We start from the raw sequence: 19,068 nt of genomic DNA, 5'->3' as shown, positions 1-19,068 counted from the left end.
AAAGCGAGCATCCTGGAGCGTAAATCAACCCCTTGTTCAGGTAGCAACAAGGTTTAAGAAAACAGCCTTTAAAAAAGAAAGATTCAAGTGAATCGGCAGTTTTGGGGCAAATGCCAGATGGTATGCTTTATTTAATATCACGCATTCTTATTCATTGAAATATGTAAAATAGCTAATAAAAAGAAGCTGAACAGCATACGCAAATGCGCTTTCAGCTTCTGATTAATTAGATAGGTATTATGCCTATGCTGCTTATATAATCTGCTTTCCTGTCTGCGAAAGTGCAAAGTAAATGCCGTGCTGCAGAGTCTGGAAGCAATTGAATTGGGCAAGGTTATAATCGGTCTGGGCAATAGTCATTCCCAGCTCAGCTGAAATGCCGACTAGAATGGTTTCCGTACCGATTAATGCTGCAGCGGAAGCCAATTTATTAATAAAGCCGACCGTGTATTCATCAATATGCTTGTCCAGGCCGGTTAAATCAAGAACCAGATAATTAGCTTTGTAAGCCGGAAGATTGTACAGTGTCTTCACAGTTAATTCCTCAGAGCGGAATTCGTCGTATTTCCCGAGAAGCGGAACAACTACAATGCCTTCTAGCACCGGTATGATTGGAGATGATATCTCCTTGACTAATTCTGACAGCTCTCTTGTTCTTTCATTCACCGTTTGCTCCAGGCTTCTGATATGCTCTGCTTCAGCTTTTCTAGCCAAATCATGTATGTTTTGCTCAACGGTTCTATCAGATGGGAAAAATTCATAAATGAACTGCTTATTAGTATTCTCAAAGGAGGTCTGTATCTCTTTGTACCATATGTTAGTTTCTAATAAGCCGGTCAATAAGCCTGAAAAATGTCCTGGAATAAATGTTCCATGACTGGATTTGCCCTGTGCTATATTAATTTTGGATTCCCAGCTGTTTTCAATCGTGATGGTTGCCGTTTTCATCTCTTGATTCATTTCTATGATACTGATTTTTCCCCAGCCTGCCGAAGCGTAGGTGTTGGGTACCACTGAAGCTACTTCTGCTATAGATAAATTTTGGCTCTTGTAATATTCGCCTACAGTAGTTCCCTGACGATAGCCTGTAGTTTCTAAAACCACGCTTGCAGCGTCATTTCCGGAAATTTCTTCAATGGTATCAAAAAATGATTTCATGGCAGATGAAATCCAGAATAAAACAGCATCATCATTTTCATATTGAAAAACGCCCTTTTTCAAATCCCACCCGAATTCCAGACCGCCGACGTTCATATTCAGATTACTTTCAGTACTCATAATGATCTCCTTTACCACCAAATGACTATGCTCTTTTTCTCCTTTTTAATAAAATAAGAGCGAAAAGGCAATAATTTTAAATTTTATATCATGCTAAGCTGGCTATTTCTTTATCTTATACTTAAAAGGGTATAATAAACTAAGGATATCACAATTTGCTTTTAAATACGGACAATCCTGCTTTCTATATAGGAAAAGGGCCCCCGGTAAAAAAGGAGGCAGCTGCACCTTGGAAACTTTTTTAGCAGTACTCATTCTTCTTGCTCTTATAGGGTTATCGAATTTTATTAACCACTTTATACCGATAATTCCAGTCCCGCTCATCCAAATAGCACTGGGAGGCATGCTTGCAGTATTGCCTGCAGGCATCAATTTGCCGCTTAATCCGGAACTGTTTTTTGTTTTGTTTATTGCTCCTCTGCTCTTTTATGATGCGAAAAATGTCCCAAGAGCTGATTTATGGAAGCTTCGGTCGCCAATTTTGCTTCTCGCTTTAGGACTCGTTTTCATAACAGTTATTGTTATGGGCTTTATCATCTACTGGCTTATCCCGTCCATTCCGCTGCCTGCAGCTTTTGCTCTTGCCGCCATTCTTTCCCCGACAGATGCAGTTGCCGTGAGTGCAATTTCAGAAAGGGTCAAGATGCCGAAAATCATCATGAGAATATTAGAAGGCGAAGCTTTAATGAACGATGCATCCGGCCTTGTGGCGTTTAAATTTGCTGTGGCAGCGACTGTCACAGGTGTATTTTCCATTGCAGAAGCCACCTTTAGCTTCTTTATTATTGCAATAGGCGGTCTAGCTATTGGTACCGCCCTGGCTTTTTTAATTTTAAGGCTCAGGACTTTTATAAGGCGGCTGGGTATGGAGGATGTTACCATACACATGCTGATCCATATCCTGACTCCTTTTATCATTTATCTGGTTTCAGAAGAATTTGGAGTATCCGGCATTCTTGCCGTGGTTGCAGCTGGCATCGTTCATGCCATTGAGCGTGACCGGGATGAATCTCCCACGGTTAAGCTACAGGTCGTTTCTGTCAGCACATGGACCGTTTTATCGTTTATATTGAATGGTCTTGTCTTTATGCTTCTTGGGGTGCAGGTTCCCCATGTTTTGAAGGTTATTATTTCAGATCCTGCTTTTAATAATATGAAGGTTTTCAGTTATGTTGCTATCATTACCTTGCTTTTGATTGCTTTGCGCTTTCTCTGGGTGACGGTGATTATTCTCATATCGCCTAAATTAAACATACACATGCCAGGTATGGGAATGAAATCAGCGTTAACCCTGTCGTTTGCCGGTGTCCGCGGAGCTGTTACACTTGCCGGTGCTTTTTCCATTCCGTTCGTTTTGGAAAATGGCAGCAAATTTCCGCAAAGAGAGCTATTCATCTTTATTTCCGCGGGAGTCATTCTCTTAACACTTATCTTTTCCAGCATTGCTCTTCCCATTCTCGGCAAGCAGAAGAAAGATCCATCTTCCAATGATGCAAATCAAAAAGAAAACCTGGCTAAAATTACAATTTATAAAGAAGTTATTCAGTTTGTTCAGTCTCTTGCAAACGAAGAAAACCGTGTCGCTGTATCTTCTGTAGTATCTAAATATACACGAGCAATTGAGGAAATTAACTACAGCGGCGTTCCGAAAAACCCGTTCCATTCACGTGAAATGGAAGCGGTCATCCGTCTTTTGGGACTTCATGCAGAAGAGGAGCTAGTTCGCAAACTGGCAAAAAATGAGGAAATAAAAAAAGAGCTGGCCCTTAAGTTCCTGCAAAATATTCACTATAAAGAATCGGCGGTAACCAGCAGGCTTAAATACAGGCTCTTGATTACGGTGGTCTTGTTAAAGCGTCTCCTTCATAAACTGTTTTCAAGAAATAGATCTTTTACGGATTGGGGACAGGAGTTTCTGGCAAATGCAAGAAAGCTGAAGATCAGAACTTCCAGAGCAGCTATTGGCGCCATAAAAAAAGGAATTACTGAAGAAAATAAGGAATTCTCTTTATTGGTGATAGCTGAATACAGAACGCTGATTGCCAGACTGAATCATGCGTACTTAAATTTAAAGACTAATGAAGATCTCTCGAATATTGAAAGAGAGCTTCATTACAAAGCGATTCAGGCAGAGAGAGATCAAGTTCAGTCTTTATTTGAACACGGTGCAATCACCCGTGAACTTTCCCATAAAATACGGCAGCAAATCAATATCAGGGAAGCTGCATTAATAGATGAAAATAGCTATGAGTAAATTCAGGGGTTTCGCATTCGCGAAACCTTTTGTTTTGTGCCGGGATTTTTTAAAAAATGCGGACGTTCCCGGTTATCAGGCGTGCTTAACCAAAAAACAATACGTACGGGCTGATTAACTGCTGGAGATTAGGGAAAAAAAGAAATGAATGCAAATAAAAGGCGGGTGATATTTTGTTCATTTATAGCGCAGAAGCCATTAGAAGAGCAGACGAAGAAGCAAGAAAGCAGGGAATGGATGCTTTTACATTAATGGAAGTTGCAGGCAGAGAGGTTTACCTGGCACTTTCTGAAAAAATCTCAAAAAACCAGGAAATCGCCGTTCTTGCCGGAAAAGGAAACAATGGCGGGGATGGAATTGTGGCTGCTCGTTATTTAAAAGAGAATGGGTATTCCTGCCGGCTGATGTTTCCTGACGGGGAGCCATTATCAGAATATGCCATAAAACATTTGAATTATTTTAGAAACAGGGGTTTTGAGATTTCTGAACAAGAAGGACATGCTGATGTAATAGTGGATAGCCTCCTTGGAACAGGGACAAAGCTGCCATTGAGTGAAAATCTGGAAAAAACCATAAAATGGGCAAATGAAGCAAATGCCTTACGGGCTGCCATAGATATTCCTTCAGGTGTAGAAGCAGATAATGGCAAGACGGGCACAGCGTTCAGGGCAGATTTAACATTAACGCTGCATGGGTACAAGCCATCAGCATTTTTGGAGGGAAGTACCGAATACTACGGAGAAATACAGGTTCTGGATATTGGGCTCCCCCATGATTCAGCATGGCAGGTATGGACAAAGGAAAAGGCAGCTCAGACATTCAGACATAGATCGCCAGGGGCACACAAAGGCTCGTCCGGCACCGGGCTGCTCCTTGCCGGCTCAGATGAAATGCCAGGGAGTGCTATGCTTGCAAGCCTTGGAGCAATGAGGAGCGGGATTGGGAAGCTAGTGGTAGGAACAACACGCTTTGCTTCAGGAATCATCTCTGCAAGAGTGCCAGAGTGCACCTTTGTTCATGATGGCCTAAAAAAGGCAGCGGCAGGAGACCTTCCAAAAGGCATAAAGGCAGCAGCTATCGGTCCTGGGCTGGATGACCAAGAGAACATTGAAGAAGCGCTTAGGCATTTGTTTGCTGGCAATTTGCCGATTATCCTTGATGCAGGAGCACTGAAAGAGCGCAGGTATCCAAGCAGAGAGGCAGAAATCATTGTGACACCCCACCCTGGGGAATTCAGCAAAATGACTGGCCTTCCTATTGCGGAAATTGGGGCGAAAAGGCTTACCCATGCCAGTGATTATGCGAAGAAACATGGAATCATTGTTGTGTTAAAAGGGAGGAATACGGTTATAGCCTATCCGGATGGTTCCCTGATTGTTAATAGAAGCGGAAACGCCGGCCTTGCCAAGGGAGGTACGGGCGATACATTGACTGGCATTATCCTTGCGATGATTTCTTCGCAGCCTGAAATCAAGACAGCGATTGCAAATGCCGTATACTTCCATGGAGCCAGTGCTGACTTCTGGAGTGAAGATAAAGCGCCTGAAAGCATGCTCGCAACAGATGTTAGCGAGAGTATTGCAAGTGTGATTAAAAACATTACAAGGTAGCAGTGCTGTTTCCGTTTGGAAGCCTTGCTTAGTCTTTAGCAATCTTGGGATTAAATCTCTGAAGCTTAACCTAACAAGCAGTGATGTATTACTGTTTACACCATAACAGCTATTACAAAAGAAAAATACCCGGATGACATCCCTATGCGGGAGGTTATCCGGGTATTTTTTAGCTTGATTTTTTCTCCATTGTCCAATCTTTTTCATCCTCCGGGACATCCTTTTTGTCAAATGCGCTTATGAGGATGCCGAACAAAGTTCCTGCGATTGCCGGAATGATCCATTCAAGGCCATATTTGGAGAGGGGAAGGGATTTCCATGCTTCCTGCAAAGGTCCCAGTGTAAACCCAAATGCAAAGATACCGTCAATCAGTGCAAAGATGCCAGTGAATAAAATGGCGCTTCCGTAGACTTTCCTCTTGTTCCGGAAGTATTTGCTGAAAAAAGTTAATGCCACAAGAACGATGGTTAACGGATAGGCGGTGACAAGAAAGGGTACAGAAACCTTCAAAATTTGATCCAATCCTAAGTTGGATAAGAAAAATCCAACAAGCGTCACCGCTGAAATAATCTGCTTATAGCTGGCCTTAGGAATAAGCTTTGAGAAATACTGCCCGCAGGCCGTTGTTAAGCCGACGACTGTTGTAAAGCAGGCGAGTGTGAAAATAAAACCAAGAAGAGCTTTTCCGCCTTGTCCCAGTAAGAGAACAGAAGCATCGGAAAGCAGCTCGGTGCCATTGCGGTAAGAGTGTCCCGCAGCCATTTTGGTGCCGATTTGACCAAGGCTGATATAAACAAATGAAAGCAGGATGCCTGCAATAATGGCAGCTTTTAAGGTATATCTTGATAATTGTTTTCTATCATCTATTCCTTTTTGGCTGATGGATGTCAGGATAACAATCCCAAATGCGAGGGAAGCAAGTGCATCCATTGTTGAATAGCCTTGAATGAATCCTTTGAATAGCGCTCCGGACTGATAGGCTTCTGCCGGCTGCTGGATTGGTGCATGCAGCTTGAAGAATCCTGCAGCACACAATACAACCATGCTGATAAGCAAAACCGGTGTGATCCAGCGCCCCATATACTTTTCCATTTTGGAAGGGTTTAAGCTCACCAGATAAACGAGCAAGAAAAAAACCACCGTGAATATAAATAAAAACAGGGAGGAATGCGATTGTCCAGGAAGATAAGATTTCACGCCCATTTCATAGGCAACATTGGCATTTCTCGGAATGGCCAAAAATGGGCCGATACATAAATAAATGACGACCATGAAAATAGTGGAGAAGAGCGGGTGTACCCTGTTTCCGATTGTTTGTACACCTCCCTTTACAAGTGAAACTGCCAGTAATACTGCAAACGGAAGGCCAACTCCTGTCAAAATGAATCCTGTCATTGCCAGCCAAAATGAAGTACCTGACTGTGCACCGAGAAAAGGAGGGAAAATGAGGTTTCCTGCTCCAAAGAACATGGAAAATAGCATAAAACCAATAAATAAGATGTCTAATTTTTTCAACGTACTCTCTCCTTTTAGTCAAAATAAAAAACTCGCCCCCAATAACAGGGACGAGTTTAGCTCGCGTTACCACCCTAATTCCGGAATTCCGATCAAATCCGGCTCTCAACTAGCGTACAATACATACGCGTTCCGTATAACGGCGGAAGTCCCGTCAATGCCTACTAACATTCGGCATTGCGTCTCGGAGATGATTTTCAGAAATATCCTGAACGCCTGCTTTCATCAAATGCCGGCTTTCTGCGGGACAGGAATAAATCGTACTCTTTCTCGTCATCGACTTTCTTGATATTGATAATTTATCAGACAGATAATATTATGTCAATATATTTAGAAATTTTTAATTATTCTGTATAACCATCAGAATCTGACCACCTCATTATTTTACATAATCGCTCTGTTAAATCTCAATGTTAATTTTTTGCAGTGGCTCTGCAGACTAAAAGCGGAGAGTACAAAAGGAACGCCTGCTGTAAGAGAAATACGAAACTTGATTACAACAAGCGCGAAGCAAAGCTTTGGTAATGAAAATTGATATACCGCAATTACTTTTGGAAGAAATATCAAATGATGAGAATACATTGTGGGGATAAAGAGGAAAATAAATCGTCTTCTGCACATTGAACACGGCAGGCATGAATGGAAGCTCCCGGCCGCCGAAGAAAGCGAGCGACCAAAAGCAGAATCAACATGCATATGAAAGGTTCCCAATAAAGGAAAAGGTAACTCGGAGGTGGAAGCTGTTGCTGAAGAAAAAAGTGAAGAGTGTTCCGATTGTCTTTCTGGTGTTTATGCTGATAATTATTCCTTCGGTCAAAGATAAACGTGAATTGGCGCATGCCACCCAGGGCCAAGAAGAGCTGGGGAGGAAAATATCGGCTATCCTTCAAGACCCCCATTTAAACGGAGCGCTGGCAGGAGTCAGCATCCGTTCGGCACAAACAGGGAAAATATTGTATGACAGGGATGGGAATACACGATTAAGGCCGGCTTCAAACCTGAAGCTATTGACTGCAGCGGCAGCCCTTGAAACACTTGGAGAACAATATGTTTTCCAAACAGAGGTGCTGGCAGAAGGGCCAGTGATAAACCACTTTTTACATGGCAATCTATATTTAAAAGGAAAAGGAGATCCTACTCTTTTACAGAAGGATTTTGATGAGCTTGCTTTAAAGCTTAGAAAGGGCGGCATAAAAACTGTTTCTGGCAACCTGATTGGAGATGATTCCTGGTTTGACAGGGAAAGGTATTCCTTTGATCTTGCCTGGACTGACGAACAGGAATATTACGGAGCCCAGATTTCAGCTCTGACGGCATCTCCTGATGAAGATTATGATACGGGTTCAGTCATTTTAAAAGTGAGTCCGGCCAGCGAGACAGGAAAGCGTGCCGAAATCACTGTTTCTCCTCAAACAAATTATGTGAAGGTTATCAATCATGTTCGAACTTCTGGACATGATGCAGAAAAAGAATTGAAAATGGTCCGCAAGCATGGAACGAATATCATTACAGTAGAGGGGACTATTCCGCTTGGTTCATCCCCTGATAAACAATGGAGCGCTGTATGGGAGCCAACCGGGTATGCATTGGATTTATTTGATCAAGCACTTAAAAGGCAGGGGATTAAGCTTCTTGGCAGGATTAGGACAGGAAAGGTTCCAGAAACTGCAACAGTTAAAGCTGTTCATTCATCAATGCTGCTATCCGAGCTTATGGTTCCATTTATGAAGCTAAGCAATAACAGCCATGCAGAAGTGCTTGTGAAAGAATTAGGCAGAGTGAAAAAAGGAGAAGGAAGCTGGAAGAAGGGCCTTGAAACTGTAAGGGAAACAGCTGAAAGCTGGGGGCTGGATACTCGTGCAATGCAGATCAGAGATGGCTCTGGAATTTCCCAGGCTGATTTGATTTCAGCCAATTCAATTTCTGAGTTACTGTATAAAATACAGAAAAAACCATGGTTCCCGGCATATCTTCATGCATTGCCAACAGCAGGCGCAAACGGCAGAATGGATGGGGGGACCCTTAGAAAAAGAATGAAGAACACAGCTGCTGCGGGAAAGGTATTTGCGAAAACAGGAACCATTTCATCGTGCAGTACATTATCGGGTTACGCAACTGCGAAAAATGGGGAAACATACATTTTCTCTGTTTTAATAAACAATTTTATAGAAGAAGATGGAATCCAAAAGATACAGGATGATATAGCCGTTGTACTCGCAAGCGAAAAATGACTTCAGGCAGCGAAACCCTTCGTCCTGTTTTTTAATAATGAAAATTGAAATCAATTTTACCGGGAAACAATAGAGGCTGAGATGGTAGAATAAAGATATAAAATGCTGAGCCGCCAATAAGGAGTAAAGCAGGCAAGGGGGGGTATTATTAAAAGCTATCTATATAATCTGCCGGGGGAAAACAGCTGGAAACGGTATATGCTGTCGCTCGTGACAATGGGGGCAATCTTCATTGCAGCATCCATTTTTTACGGAATTGCAATGGCCGCATATTTGTGGGCAACAGGGGAAGACCTGTCATTAATCGAATCATTTGGGGTTCATCATCCCATGCTGGATTTTGCCTTAACCATGCTGGCAGATGTTTTTTGGATCCTGGGACTTTGGTTTTGTATAAGGGTGATTCATAAAAGAAAGTTTAGAACACTGATTACCGCAGGGAAACGGATTAATTGGAGGCAGATCTTCTGGGCGTATGGGATGTTTTTTTTCTTCATGATGGTTTTTCAGCTAATTGATTATGCCCTTTTTCCATCTGATATTTCTTTAAACAGTGTGAAGTGGAAGGATTTTTTGATTCTGCTTGTCCTGATTATGGTGCTTGTCCCAATCCAAACTACAGTGGAAGAATTATTTTTCAGAGGGTTTTTATTGCAATGGTTTGGCAAAAAGGTCCGTAATCCTTATATTCTCGCCGGCATTATTGCCATTATCTTTGGCTCCATGCATTTTTTAAACCCGGAAATGGAGCGTTCAGCCATTTTTGTGGGACTCGACTATGTATTTGTCGGATTTATGCTGACACTCCTTGCAGTTAAAATGGGGGGGCTTGAGCTGTCCATTGGAGTCCATGCTGCCAATAATATGTTTTTGTTTATCTTTTTTGCAGACGACCAATCTGTAGGCGGCGCTATTCCTTCGTTGTTTAAGGTGAAAAATAATGACCCGGTATACTCCCTGCTGTTTGATCTTTGTTTATTTGGCCTTTTTTATTATTTAGTCTGGCGAAAATATCGCAGGCAGCAATGAAGTGCAGAAAGTCCGTCGAAATGACGGCTTTTTTTTATGCTTTTACGGAAGTACAGGCATAAGGCGATGGCGGAAAATTGCAACACCGGATAATTGTTAAATCCGCGGGAAATATATTGCGGTTTACGAAATGTCATGTATAATGGATAAGGTTAAAAGTAAACTTGGAGTTTAGTATATGAAAACAATTGTGCCTTAATGTTTACTATTACTAAACAATAAATCGAGGCTATATTATGCAAATCGGCAAAAAAATAAAAAATCTGCGCTTGAAAAAAGGACTAACGCAAGAAGAGCTTGGAGAAAGAACGGATTTAAGCAAAGGCTATATTTCACAGCTTGAGCGTGATTTGAGCTCCCCATCTATAGAAACTTTTTTTACTATTTTAGAGGTGCTTGGCTGCAGCCCCAGTCAATTTTTTGATGAAGAAGAACGCAAGCAAAAGGTCGTTTACACCCAAGAAGATCAGACTTTTTACGATGACGAGGAAAGAGGCTATCAAATTCAATGGCTTGTCCCGGAATCCAATGAAAAAGAAATGGAACCGATCCGGCTGACTTTTAAGGAAAAGGGTGAATTTAAGACATTCGAGCCTTCTCTTTCAGAGACATTTGGCTATGTGCTCAAAGGTCAGGTACAGGTCAGGCTGGGCCGGCATACCTATATTGCGAAAGCAGGCGAATCAATATATTTTCATGCTTCAGATGAACATAAAATCATTAACGACCATAAAGGGATGTCCGAGCTGCTGCTGGTGGCTACAGATTCCTATCTGTAAGAAAAATATGTATTCGACAAGGAGGAGGCTGCAATGGCAGACCAGACAATTATCCGCTTTGAGCAGGTAACAAAGCAGTATGATCAAGATCCGGCAATACTGGATAACGTAAGTTTTGAGATTGAGAGAGGAAAGTTTTATACACTTCTTGGACCTTCAGGCTGCGGAAAAACCACTATTCTGCGCCTGATTGCCGGTTTTACGGACGCAACGAAAGGCAGCATATATTTTAACGGGAAATTAATCAATGATGTTCCGGCGAATAAACGCCAGGTTAACACCGTGTTTCAGGATTACGCCCTATTTCCGCATTTGAACGTGTTTGAAAACGTAGCATTTGGCCTTCGGATTAAAAAAATAAAAAATGCTGATGTTGAAGCAAAGGTGCTTGAGGCCCTATCCTTTGTTAACCTGGATGGTTATGAGACAAGGGAAATCAGTGAGATGTCCGGCGGCCAGCGCCAGCGTGTGGCGATTGCCCGGGCGATTGTGAATGAACCGGAAGTCATCCTCCTTGATGAGCCATTATCTGCCCTGGATCTTAAGCTTCGGACGGAAATGCAGTATGAATTGCGCGAGCTTCAAAGGCGCCTTGGAATTACCTTCATTTTTGTTACACATGACCAGGAAGAGGCTTTGGCCATGTCAGATGAAATATTCGTGCTGAATAAAGGAATTATCCAGCAAAGCGGGACTCCTACGGATATTTACGACGAGCCGATTAACCGGTTTGTTGCCGATTTTATCGGAGAGTCTAACATTGTTAAAGGGACGATGATCCAAGACAATCTGGCAGCATTCGGAGGGAAACAATTTGATTGCGTGGATCAGGGCTTTAATCCGAATGAGCCTGTTGAAATCATCATCCGCCCTGAAGATCTGGAGATAACCACAGTAGACAGGGGCAAGCTGCAGGTACGTGTAGATTCACAGCTCTTCCGCGGTGTCCATTACGAAATCAGCAGCTATGATAAAGAGGGGAATGAGTGGCTTGTCCATTCCACCAAAAAGGCTACCGTAGGCGATGAAATTGGACTTTATTTTGATCCGGAAGCCATTCATGTCATGCGTTTCGGGGAAACGGAAGAAGAATTCGATAAGCGTCTGGAAGCTTATAATGGCGGGTCAAGCTATGCAGAATAAGGCGTCGCGCAACATATATCTGATTCCATATGCATTATGGATCCTGCTTTTTGTTATTGCTCCCATTCTGCTTGTCCTTTATTATTCTTTCTTTGATATTGAAGGGAATTTTTCAATTTCCAATTATCAAAAGTTTTTTACACCCGTTTATTTGAAAATGACGCTGAGTTCTTTTTGGTATTCGTTTTTGATAACAGCTTTTTCACTGCTCATCGCCTATCCGGCAGCATATTTGTTAACTAAAACGAAACATAAGCAGCTGTGGCTTCTTTTAATCATACTGCCGTCCTGGATTAATTTACTTTTAAAGGCTTATGCGTTCCTTGGCATTTTCGGGACATACGGGGCAGCTAACAGCTTCCTGAAAGTAATCGGAATCGGAAGCAAACAAATACTGTTTACAGATTTCAGCTTTATTTTCGTTTCGGTATATATTTTCATACCATTCATGATTTTGCCGATCTTTAATACATTGGATAAGTTGAATCCCACATTGCTTGATGCGGCTAATGATTTGGGGGCATCTTCCTGGACTACTTTCCGCCGTGTCATTTTCCCTCTCACCATTGAAGGTGTTAAGTCGGGATGCCAGGCAGTATTCATTCCATCATTATCACTATTCATGCTGACAAGATTGATTGCAGGAAACCGTGTCATTACGCTTGGCACAGCAATTGAACAGCATTTCCTTGTTACTCAGGACTGGGGCATGGGGTCAACGATTGCGGTCTTTTTGATCATTATCATGTTTGCGATCATGGCCCTGACAGGCAACAGAAAGCGGGGTGTCTAAATGAGAAGGAAAAATTCAGCATTATCATCCGTCTATCTTGTTGCAGTTTTTCTGGTGCTGTATGCTCCTATTTTCTTTTTAGTTTACTATTCATTTAACAGCGGAGGTGACATGCATCAATTCGATAAGTTTACCCTTCAGTGGTATAAAGAATTGTTTCATGATACCCGCCTGCTGATTATTGTGTTGAATACCCTGGTCATTGCGCTGCTTTCCGCTGCAATTTCAACCATCCTGGGAGTGCTCGGGGCACTTGCTATCCGCAGTGTAAGGAAGAGAAAGACAAAAAAAGCACTGCTTTCCCTGAATAATGTCCTGATTGTAAGTCCTGATGTTATTATTGGTGCTTCATTTCTTATTCTTTTTACAATGATTGGGCTTAAGCTAGGGTTCTTCTCGGTCCTGCTGTCGCATATTGCCTTTAGTGTGCCGATTGTTGTCATTATGGTTCTTCCTAAACTGCAGGAGATGAGCCCGAGTTTGCTTGATGCAGCCAGGGATTTAGGGGCCAGCCGCTGGGATGTGCTGTCAAAGGTAGTCATTCCTTATATTACTCCGGGCATTTTTGCTGGCTTTTTCCTTGCATTAACTTATTCGCTCGACGATTTTGCAGTAACATTTTTCGTGACGGGAAATGGATTTTCTACACTTTCTGTAGAAATATACTCACTGGCCAGAAGGGGAATTTCCCTTAATATCAACGCGCTATCTACACTGCTATTCTTATTTACCATGGTGCTTGTTGTGGGATATTATTTCATCACCCAGCGCAATGTCAGGAATGGAATGGGGGCAGGAAAATGAAACAGCTGAGCCGGGTTTTCCTTGCAATTGCTATTATTTCAGCGGTGCTCCTGTACGCAGTATCGCGACTGAACTCCTCTCAGGGATATTCAGGAGCAAAGACTTTAACGGTTTATAACTGGGGAGATTATATCGATTCTTCTCTGATTAAGAAGTTTGAAAAACAAACGGGGATTAAAGTGATTTATGAAACCTTTGATTCCAATGAAGCGATGATGACAAAAATTCAGCAGGGCGGTACTGCCTATGATATTGCGGTTCCTTCAGAATATATGATTGATAAAATGAGGAAGGAAAACCTTCTTCTGCCGCTCGATCACAGCAAGCTTCCAAACCTGAAAAATATTGACAAGCGATTTATGGATTTGCCGTTTGATCCGAAAAACAAGTATTCCATTCCTTATTTTTGGGGAACAGTCGGGATAGTATATAATCCTAAAATGCTCGGCAATAAAAAAATCACCAGTTGGGATGATTTATGGGATAAAGATTTACACAATCAGATTCTGCTGGCGGACAGTGCAAGAGAAGTAATCGGAATGGGACTGAACAGTCTGAATTACTCGCTGAATGATACAAATAAAAAGCATCTTCAGGAGGCAAAGAGGAGACTGGACAGTCTGACACCGAATATTAAAGCGATTGTCGGTGATGAGAGCAGGATGCTGCTTGAAAACCAGGAAGCCTCCATTGGGGTTGTATGGTCTGGGGTTGCCTCAGAAATTATGGCAGAAAATGAAGATCTGCAATATGTGCTTCCAAAAGAAGGAACAAACTTATGGTTTGATAACATGGTTATCCCTAAAACAGCTAAACATATTTCGGCTGCACATAAGTTTATTAACTTTATGCTGGATGCAAAGGTAGCTGCTAAAAATGCAGAATATGTTAATTATTCTTCTCCAAATAAAATGGCATTGAAATACATGCCAAAAGCGACTGTAAATGATAAACGTTTTTATCCATCGCCTGAAATGACCGATAAGCTTGAGGTATATAAAAATCTAGGGCAAAAAAATCTTGCCTACTATAACGAACTGTTCTTAGAGTTCAAGATGCACAGAAAATAAATAAAAGTCGGCGCCAGGCCTTGGCGCCGACTTTTATTTATGGCTTGATCAAAAATTTTTTACAGAAATTAAGTAAGAAAAGCCTGTTTCTGTTTTTATCAGTAATTTACATATTGCGGTTTTGGTTTATGTCAGAGGAAGTACTGGAAGTGCCGCCATTTTGTGTTTTACTGTTTGTTTCCTTAAGCTGTGAACCGGCTTCAGCCACTTTGGATCCGATATCCTTCAGTTCACCAGTAGCTTGTTTTGCTGTTGAAAGAGCATCAGTTGAAATGTCCTTCACTTCTGTTACGCGCCCAAGAACCTCTTCATTCACCATTTCATAAAGGCTTTGTGCATCACTGATTGCTTCCTTTAAAGTTGTTGAAGCATCTTTGAAACGGCTAATCATCTGGTCCTTCAACTCGCCTGGGTTTTCCTTTACCTGTGCAATCATGCCCATTGAAGAATCCTTTAGATCGGCTGCTGTTTCTTTCACTTTAGTACGAGTGCGTGAATCCAATAAGGTTAAAGCCCCTCCAATGATTCCCCCAATAATTATACCTTTCAACATTTTACTGTTTTTCTCATTATCGCTGGTCATTTGCTGAGTCATATTTGCTTCCTCCTTATTTTGTAAGTATCGATGCTTGTTGGTTTTTTCCCGATATATGCAAAAGTCAAACAAAAAATTCAAAAAAATTAACAACAAACCATTTTACTTTCTTAACTTTCCAGCGGGGCATCTTAGACTATAGCACCCAGCCAGGCAGGACGTAATACCGAATTTTTCTTCTGGACAATGGGCATCCGTTTTTGGTTATTGACAGTAAAAAAAAACCATATTATAGTTAAATACATTAATAGTTAAAGAGTTGAACTAATATGGAGATGTTGATGATTTATGCATAATGACGAGGTTCAAGGGTTAATTGACCGGTATTTAAGAGTTTCCTTTTATGTTACAAAAATAGGAGAATCACTGATAAAGGAACAAATTTGCAGTGATCTGACAAATGAGCAGTATTATACGCTGCGGTTTATCCAGCAGGCTCCGCAGTGCAAATCCACTGACCTTGCTGAGGCCTTTTATGTTAATAAAAGCGCAATCTCAGCCATTATCACCCGTTTAACCGATAAAGGGCTTATTCAGCGTAAACGGGATGAAAATGATCGCAGAGTGGTATATCTGACCCTGACAAAAGAAGGAGAAGCATTATTCTCCGCAAAAGAACAGAAAATCCATAAGCTCGTAGAATCATTTATCACAAAGTTTAATAATGAGGAAATAGAAGCTTTTATTCATACATACGAAAAGCTTTCGCGAATATTAATCGAAATGACAAAAGATATACAGGAGGAACCTTCATGAGCGTAATATTAAAAGGAAAATGGCTGATCCTTGCTGCCTGGATTGCGGCAGCTGCCGTATTAATGGGGCTGGCACCCAATATGGCTGACCTTGTCAGTAAAAAAGGGCAGCTTTCCATACCCGACACCTATTCTTCTGCCATGGCTAATAAAATTATGAAGGATATCAGCGATGATGATGAATCACAGGTGGCGCTTGTATTTCACAGCAAGTCAAAGCTCTCGGCTGCAGATCTGGCTGATATAGAACAAGGAATAAACAAGCTCGAGAGCGATAAAAATAAACTCGGCATCAATGACATTACAACCCATTTTAAGGAAAAATCCCTAAAAAACCAGCTGGTTTCAAAGGATGGAAAAACTATTTTAGCTTCACTCTCGATGAACATGGAGAACCGTGACCGGAAAGAAACGTCTAAGGCTCTGTATAAAGAGCTTAAAGAAGTAAAGGTCGGGCATTACTATACCAGCAGCTGGATGATCGATGAAGATCTTAATACGAACTCCCAGGAAGGACTGAAAAAAACGGAAGGCATTACCGTTATTTTTATCCTTGGTGTATTGCTCCTCGTATTCCGTTCGGTCATTACGCCCATCATTCCGCTGGTGACGGTGGGGATTTCCTATCTGGTCTCTCAATCCATCGTGTCCTTCCTGGTGGATTCCTTTGACTTTCCTATCTCGTCTTATACACAAATATTTATGGTGGCCATTATGTTCGGAATTGGAACGGATTACTGCATCCTGTTATTCAGCAGGTTCAAAGAAGAAATATCAGAGCACGAAAGCCTGGCGGAAGCAATTATCACTACCTACAGGACAGCGGGGAAAACGGTATTTTTCAGCGGGCTTGCAGTCCTTGTCGGCTTTGCTGCAATCGGCTTTTCAACCTTTAAGCTTTATCAATCCGCTGCGGCAGTAGCTGTTGGAGTAGCGGTTTTATTATTAGCTCTTGTAACGGTCGTTCCATTCTTTATGGCTGTGTTAGGAAAGAAAATATTCTGGCCCTCTAAAGGAAAGCTTGAACATAAGGAAAGCAGGTTATGGGGAGCTGCAGGGAAATTTGCGCTTGCCCGGCCATTTGTCGCTTTACTTATTGTAGCTGCAATATGTGTTCCATTTTTGGTTTTTTACGACGGGAAGCTGTCATATAATTCCTTGAATGAAGCCGGAGATGATATGGCATCTGTTAAGGCGTTTGATATTGTTTCATCCGGATTCGGCCCAGGGCAGTCCATGCCTACTCAGGTTGTTATTAAAAATGATGTGAGCATGAATTCGGCAGAGTATGTAGCCTTAGCTGAAAAAATATCTCAGGAAGTTGCCAAGGTCAATGGTGTGGATACAGTACGTTCTGTGACCCGCCCTGCAGGAAAACCGATAGAGAACTTGTTTGTATCAAAGCAGGCAGATTCACTCGAAAAGGGTGTCGGCAAAGGAAATGAAGGCATCAAAAAAATCAGTGACGGCCTGAAGAAGGCAGGCGGCGAACTATCCAAGTCAGCTCCTCAGCTGAATAAAGCAACAGATGGAATTAACGGCCTGATTAGCGGGACGGATGAGCTGAGGAATGGAATGGGTAAAGTCCAAAATGGATTAACTGCCATTGAAACAGGCATCCGCAGCGGTTCGATGGGAGCCGGGGACATCAAAAAGGGGATGCGTGAGGTACAGGCGAACCTTGTCAAGCTCTCAAGTGGAATGACAAAACTTGCAAACGGCTATAAACAAGCCAGTGCAGGCTTGGGCGGCCTCCAAAGCAAGTATAAAGAAATCGGGACGGGGCTCACACAAATTTCCCAAACCCTCCAAGGACTCGATGCAAACTTTAAAGGAATAGAAAACAAATACCCTGATCTTCAATCTGACAGGGATTATCAAACAATTAAAGGAACTGTCGGTTCTGTTCAAAAGGGCTTACGGCCATTATCCTCGGGTCTTACTCAGCTTAACGGGGGACTGTCAAAAGTGAAGGGCGGCATTGATACTGCCAATGCAAGTCTCGCTTCAGCGGCTTCTGGCCAGAGTGAATTGGCTAGCGGAATGACAAAGCTTATTGCCGGAATGAACGAGCTGCAGACAGGATTGACCAAAGCAGCAAACGGCCAGGAACAAGTGATTGGAAATATCTCGAAATTTAAGGGCGGCCTTACTAGCCTGAATACAGGACAGAAGCAGCTGCTGAATGGATTTTCAAACCTGAACGGACAGATGAATTCATTGACGAATGGGCTGAATGACAGTGCGAATGGCTTGAATCAGGTCCACAAAGGATTGAATTCTGCCCAAGGCTATTTGTCTGGATTAGCCTCTTCGGACAAAAACGTATCAGGACTTTATATTCCGGATGAAGTACTAAATAGCAAAGACTTCAAAAAGGCACTTGATGCATATATGTCTCCAGACCGCAAAGTGATGACCATGGATGTGATATTTAAGGATAATCCATATTCCAATGAAGCCATCAGTGAGATTGATCCTATCAAGAAGTCTATAGCCATTGCAGTGAAGGATACGAGCCTTGAAAATGCGAAGGTAGCCATTGGCGGTGTAACAAGCACCTATAATGATATGAGCAAAATATCAGATGCAGATTATTCGAGGACCGTTGTGCTTATGCTCGCAGGAATCGGTATCATACTCTTCCTGCTGCTACGCTCAATTGTAATGCCGATTTATCTAATTGCTTCGCTGGTTTTGACATACTATACTTCCATGGCGATAACAGAAGTGATATTTGTTAACATCCTTGGCTATGAAGGCATCAGCTGGGCCGTGCCGTTCTTTGCATTCGTCATATTGATAGCGCTCGGAATTGATTACAGCATATTCTTAATGGACCGATTCAACGAATACAAAGATATGACGATAAAAGAAGCTATGCTTGTATCAATGAGGAAAATGGGAACGGTGATTATCTCAGCTGCCATTATCCTTGGAGGAACCTTTGCTGCCATGATGCCGGCTGGCGTTCTCTCCCTGCTCGAAATTGCCACGTTAATTCTTATAGGCCTTGTGCTGTATGCCCTGGTTATATTGCCTCTATTTATACCGATTATGGCGAAAACCTTTGGCAAAGCAAATTGGTGGCCATTTATTAAATAGGCTGTTTGCGCAAACTTTGTTTCTATTCAACAAGTGGTTGATTTCCGCTTCAGGATGCTCGCTTTCCGCGGGGCGGGCGGTGAGCCTCCTCAGCTACGCTTGCGGG

14 protein-coding genes and 1 other annotated feature are annotated in these 19,068 nt (G+C 42.2%); of the genes, 11 read left to right on the top strand and 3 right to left on the bottom strand.

What is annotated here, in order from left to right; translation table 11 throughout:
• Positions 1-252 precede the first annotated feature (252 nt).
• A complete protein-coding gene (locus BIV59_RS14390; protein ID WP_071352168.1) occupies positions 253-1,278 on the bottom strand; it encodes an STAS domain-containing protein in 1,026 nt (341 codons plus the stop codon).
• 229 nt (positions 1,279-1,507) lie between these two features.
• Here BIV59_RS14390 and BIV59_RS14385 point away from each other — a divergent pair, with 229 nt between their 5' ends.
• Positions 1,508-3,532 (top strand): Na+/H+ antiporter, encoded by a 2,025-nt coding sequence (locus tag BIV59_RS14385; RefSeq protein WP_071352167.1) that lies wholly within the window; start codon positions 1,508-1,510, stop codon positions 3,530-3,532.
• Between the two features lie 173 nt (positions 3,533-3,705).
• A complete protein-coding gene (locus BIV59_RS14380) occupies positions 3,706-5,142 on the top strand; it encodes an NAD(P)H-hydrate dehydratase (protein ID WP_071352166.1) in 1,437 nt (478 codons plus the stop codon).
• 169 nt (positions 5,143-5,311) lie between these two features.
• On the opposite strand, the gene brnQ is transcribed toward BIV59_RS14380, so the two are convergent.
• Positions 5,312-6,658, bottom strand: a complete 1,347-nt coding sequence (brnQ, locus tag BIV59_RS14375; RefSeq protein ID WP_071352165.1) for a branched-chain amino acid transport system II carrier protein — start codon at positions 6,656-6,658, stop codon at positions 5,312-5,314.
• 43 nt (positions 6,659-6,701) lie between these two features.
• Positions 6,702-6,944 (bottom strand) — a binding site (T-box leader).
• A 460-nt stretch (positions 6,945-7,404) separates the two neighbouring features.
• Between brnQ and dacB the strand changes: the two genes are divergently transcribed.
• The 7 genes from dacB (at position 7,405) to BIV59_RS14340 (ending at position 14,507) form a co-directional block, all read left to right on the top strand.
• The gene (gene dacB / locus BIV59_RS14370; RefSeq protein WP_071352169.1) at positions 7,405-8,889 is read left to right on the top strand and encodes a D-alanyl-D-alanine carboxypeptidase/D-alanyl-D-alanine endopeptidase; all 1,485 of its coding nucleotides are present in this window, start codon (positions 7,405-7,407) and stop codon (positions 8,887-8,889) included.
• A gap of 198 nt (positions 8,890-9,087) precedes the next feature.
• Entirely contained in the window at positions 9,088-9,918 is an 831-nt protein-coding gene (locus BIV59_RS14365) for a CPBP family intramembrane glutamic endopeptidase (protein ID WP_083392189.1), read from the top strand.
• Positions 9,919-10,154: 236 nt separating this feature from the next.
• On the top strand, positions 10,155-10,697 hold the full coding sequence (locus BIV59_RS14360; protein ID WP_071352163.1) for a helix-turn-helix domain-containing protein: 543 nt from the start codon (positions 10,155-10,157) through the stop codon (positions 10,695-10,697).
• Between the two features lie 33 nt (positions 10,698-10,730).
• Positions 10,731-11,840, top strand: coding sequence for an ABC transporter ATP-binding protein (locus tag BIV59_RS14355; RefSeq protein WP_071352162.1), 1,110 nt, complete (start codon positions 10,731-10,733; stop codon positions 11,838-11,840).
• Entirely contained in the window at positions 11,830-12,633 is an 804-nt protein-coding gene (locus tag BIV59_RS14350) for an ABC transporter permease (RefSeq protein ID WP_071352161.1), read from the top strand. Before BIV59_RS14355 ends, BIV59_RS14350 begins: the two co-directional genes overlap by 11 nt.
• Positions 12,634-13,437 (top strand): ABC transporter permease, encoded by an 804-nt coding sequence (locus tag BIV59_RS14345; protein ID WP_071352160.1) that lies wholly within the window; start codon positions 12,634-12,636, stop codon positions 13,435-13,437.
• Positions 13,434-14,507: an ABC transporter substrate-binding protein gene (locus BIV59_RS14340; RefSeq protein ID WP_071352159.1), complete on the top strand. Its 1,074-nt coding sequence runs from the start codon at positions 13,434-13,436 to the stop codon at positions 14,505-14,507. Before BIV59_RS14345 ends, BIV59_RS14340 begins: the two co-directional genes overlap by 4 nt.
• Positions 14,508-14,613: 106 nt before the next feature.
• Here BIV59_RS14340 and BIV59_RS14335 read toward each other — a convergent pair whose 3' ends face one another.
• Positions 14,614-15,102 (bottom strand): hypothetical protein, encoded by a 489-nt coding sequence (locus BIV59_RS14335; RefSeq protein WP_071352158.1) that lies wholly within the window; start codon positions 15,100-15,102, stop codon positions 14,614-14,616.
• Between the two features lie 288 nt (positions 15,103-15,390).
• Here BIV59_RS14335 and BIV59_RS14330 point away from each other — a divergent pair, with 288 nt between their 5' ends.
• Both BIV59_RS14330 and BIV59_RS14325 read left to right on the top strand, forming a co-directional pair.
• On the top strand, positions 15,391-15,858 hold the full coding sequence (locus BIV59_RS14330; RefSeq protein WP_071352157.1) for a MarR family winged helix-turn-helix transcriptional regulator: 468 nt from the start codon (positions 15,391-15,393) through the stop codon (positions 15,856-15,858).
• Positions 15,855-18,962, top strand: a complete 3,108-nt coding sequence (locus tag BIV59_RS14325) for an MMPL family transporter (protein WP_071352156.1) — start codon at positions 15,855-15,857, stop codon at positions 18,960-18,962. Before BIV59_RS14330 ends, BIV59_RS14325 begins: the two co-directional genes overlap by 4 nt.
• The last annotated feature ends 106 nt before the right edge of the window (positions 18,963-19,068 follow it).

This window comes from Bacillus sp. MUM 13, from assembly GCF_001866725.1.
Classification (GTDB): Bacteria; Bacillota; Bacilli; order Bacillales; family DSM-1321; genus Peribacillus.
This window is presented reverse-complemented; position numbering and strand designations above follow the sequence as displayed.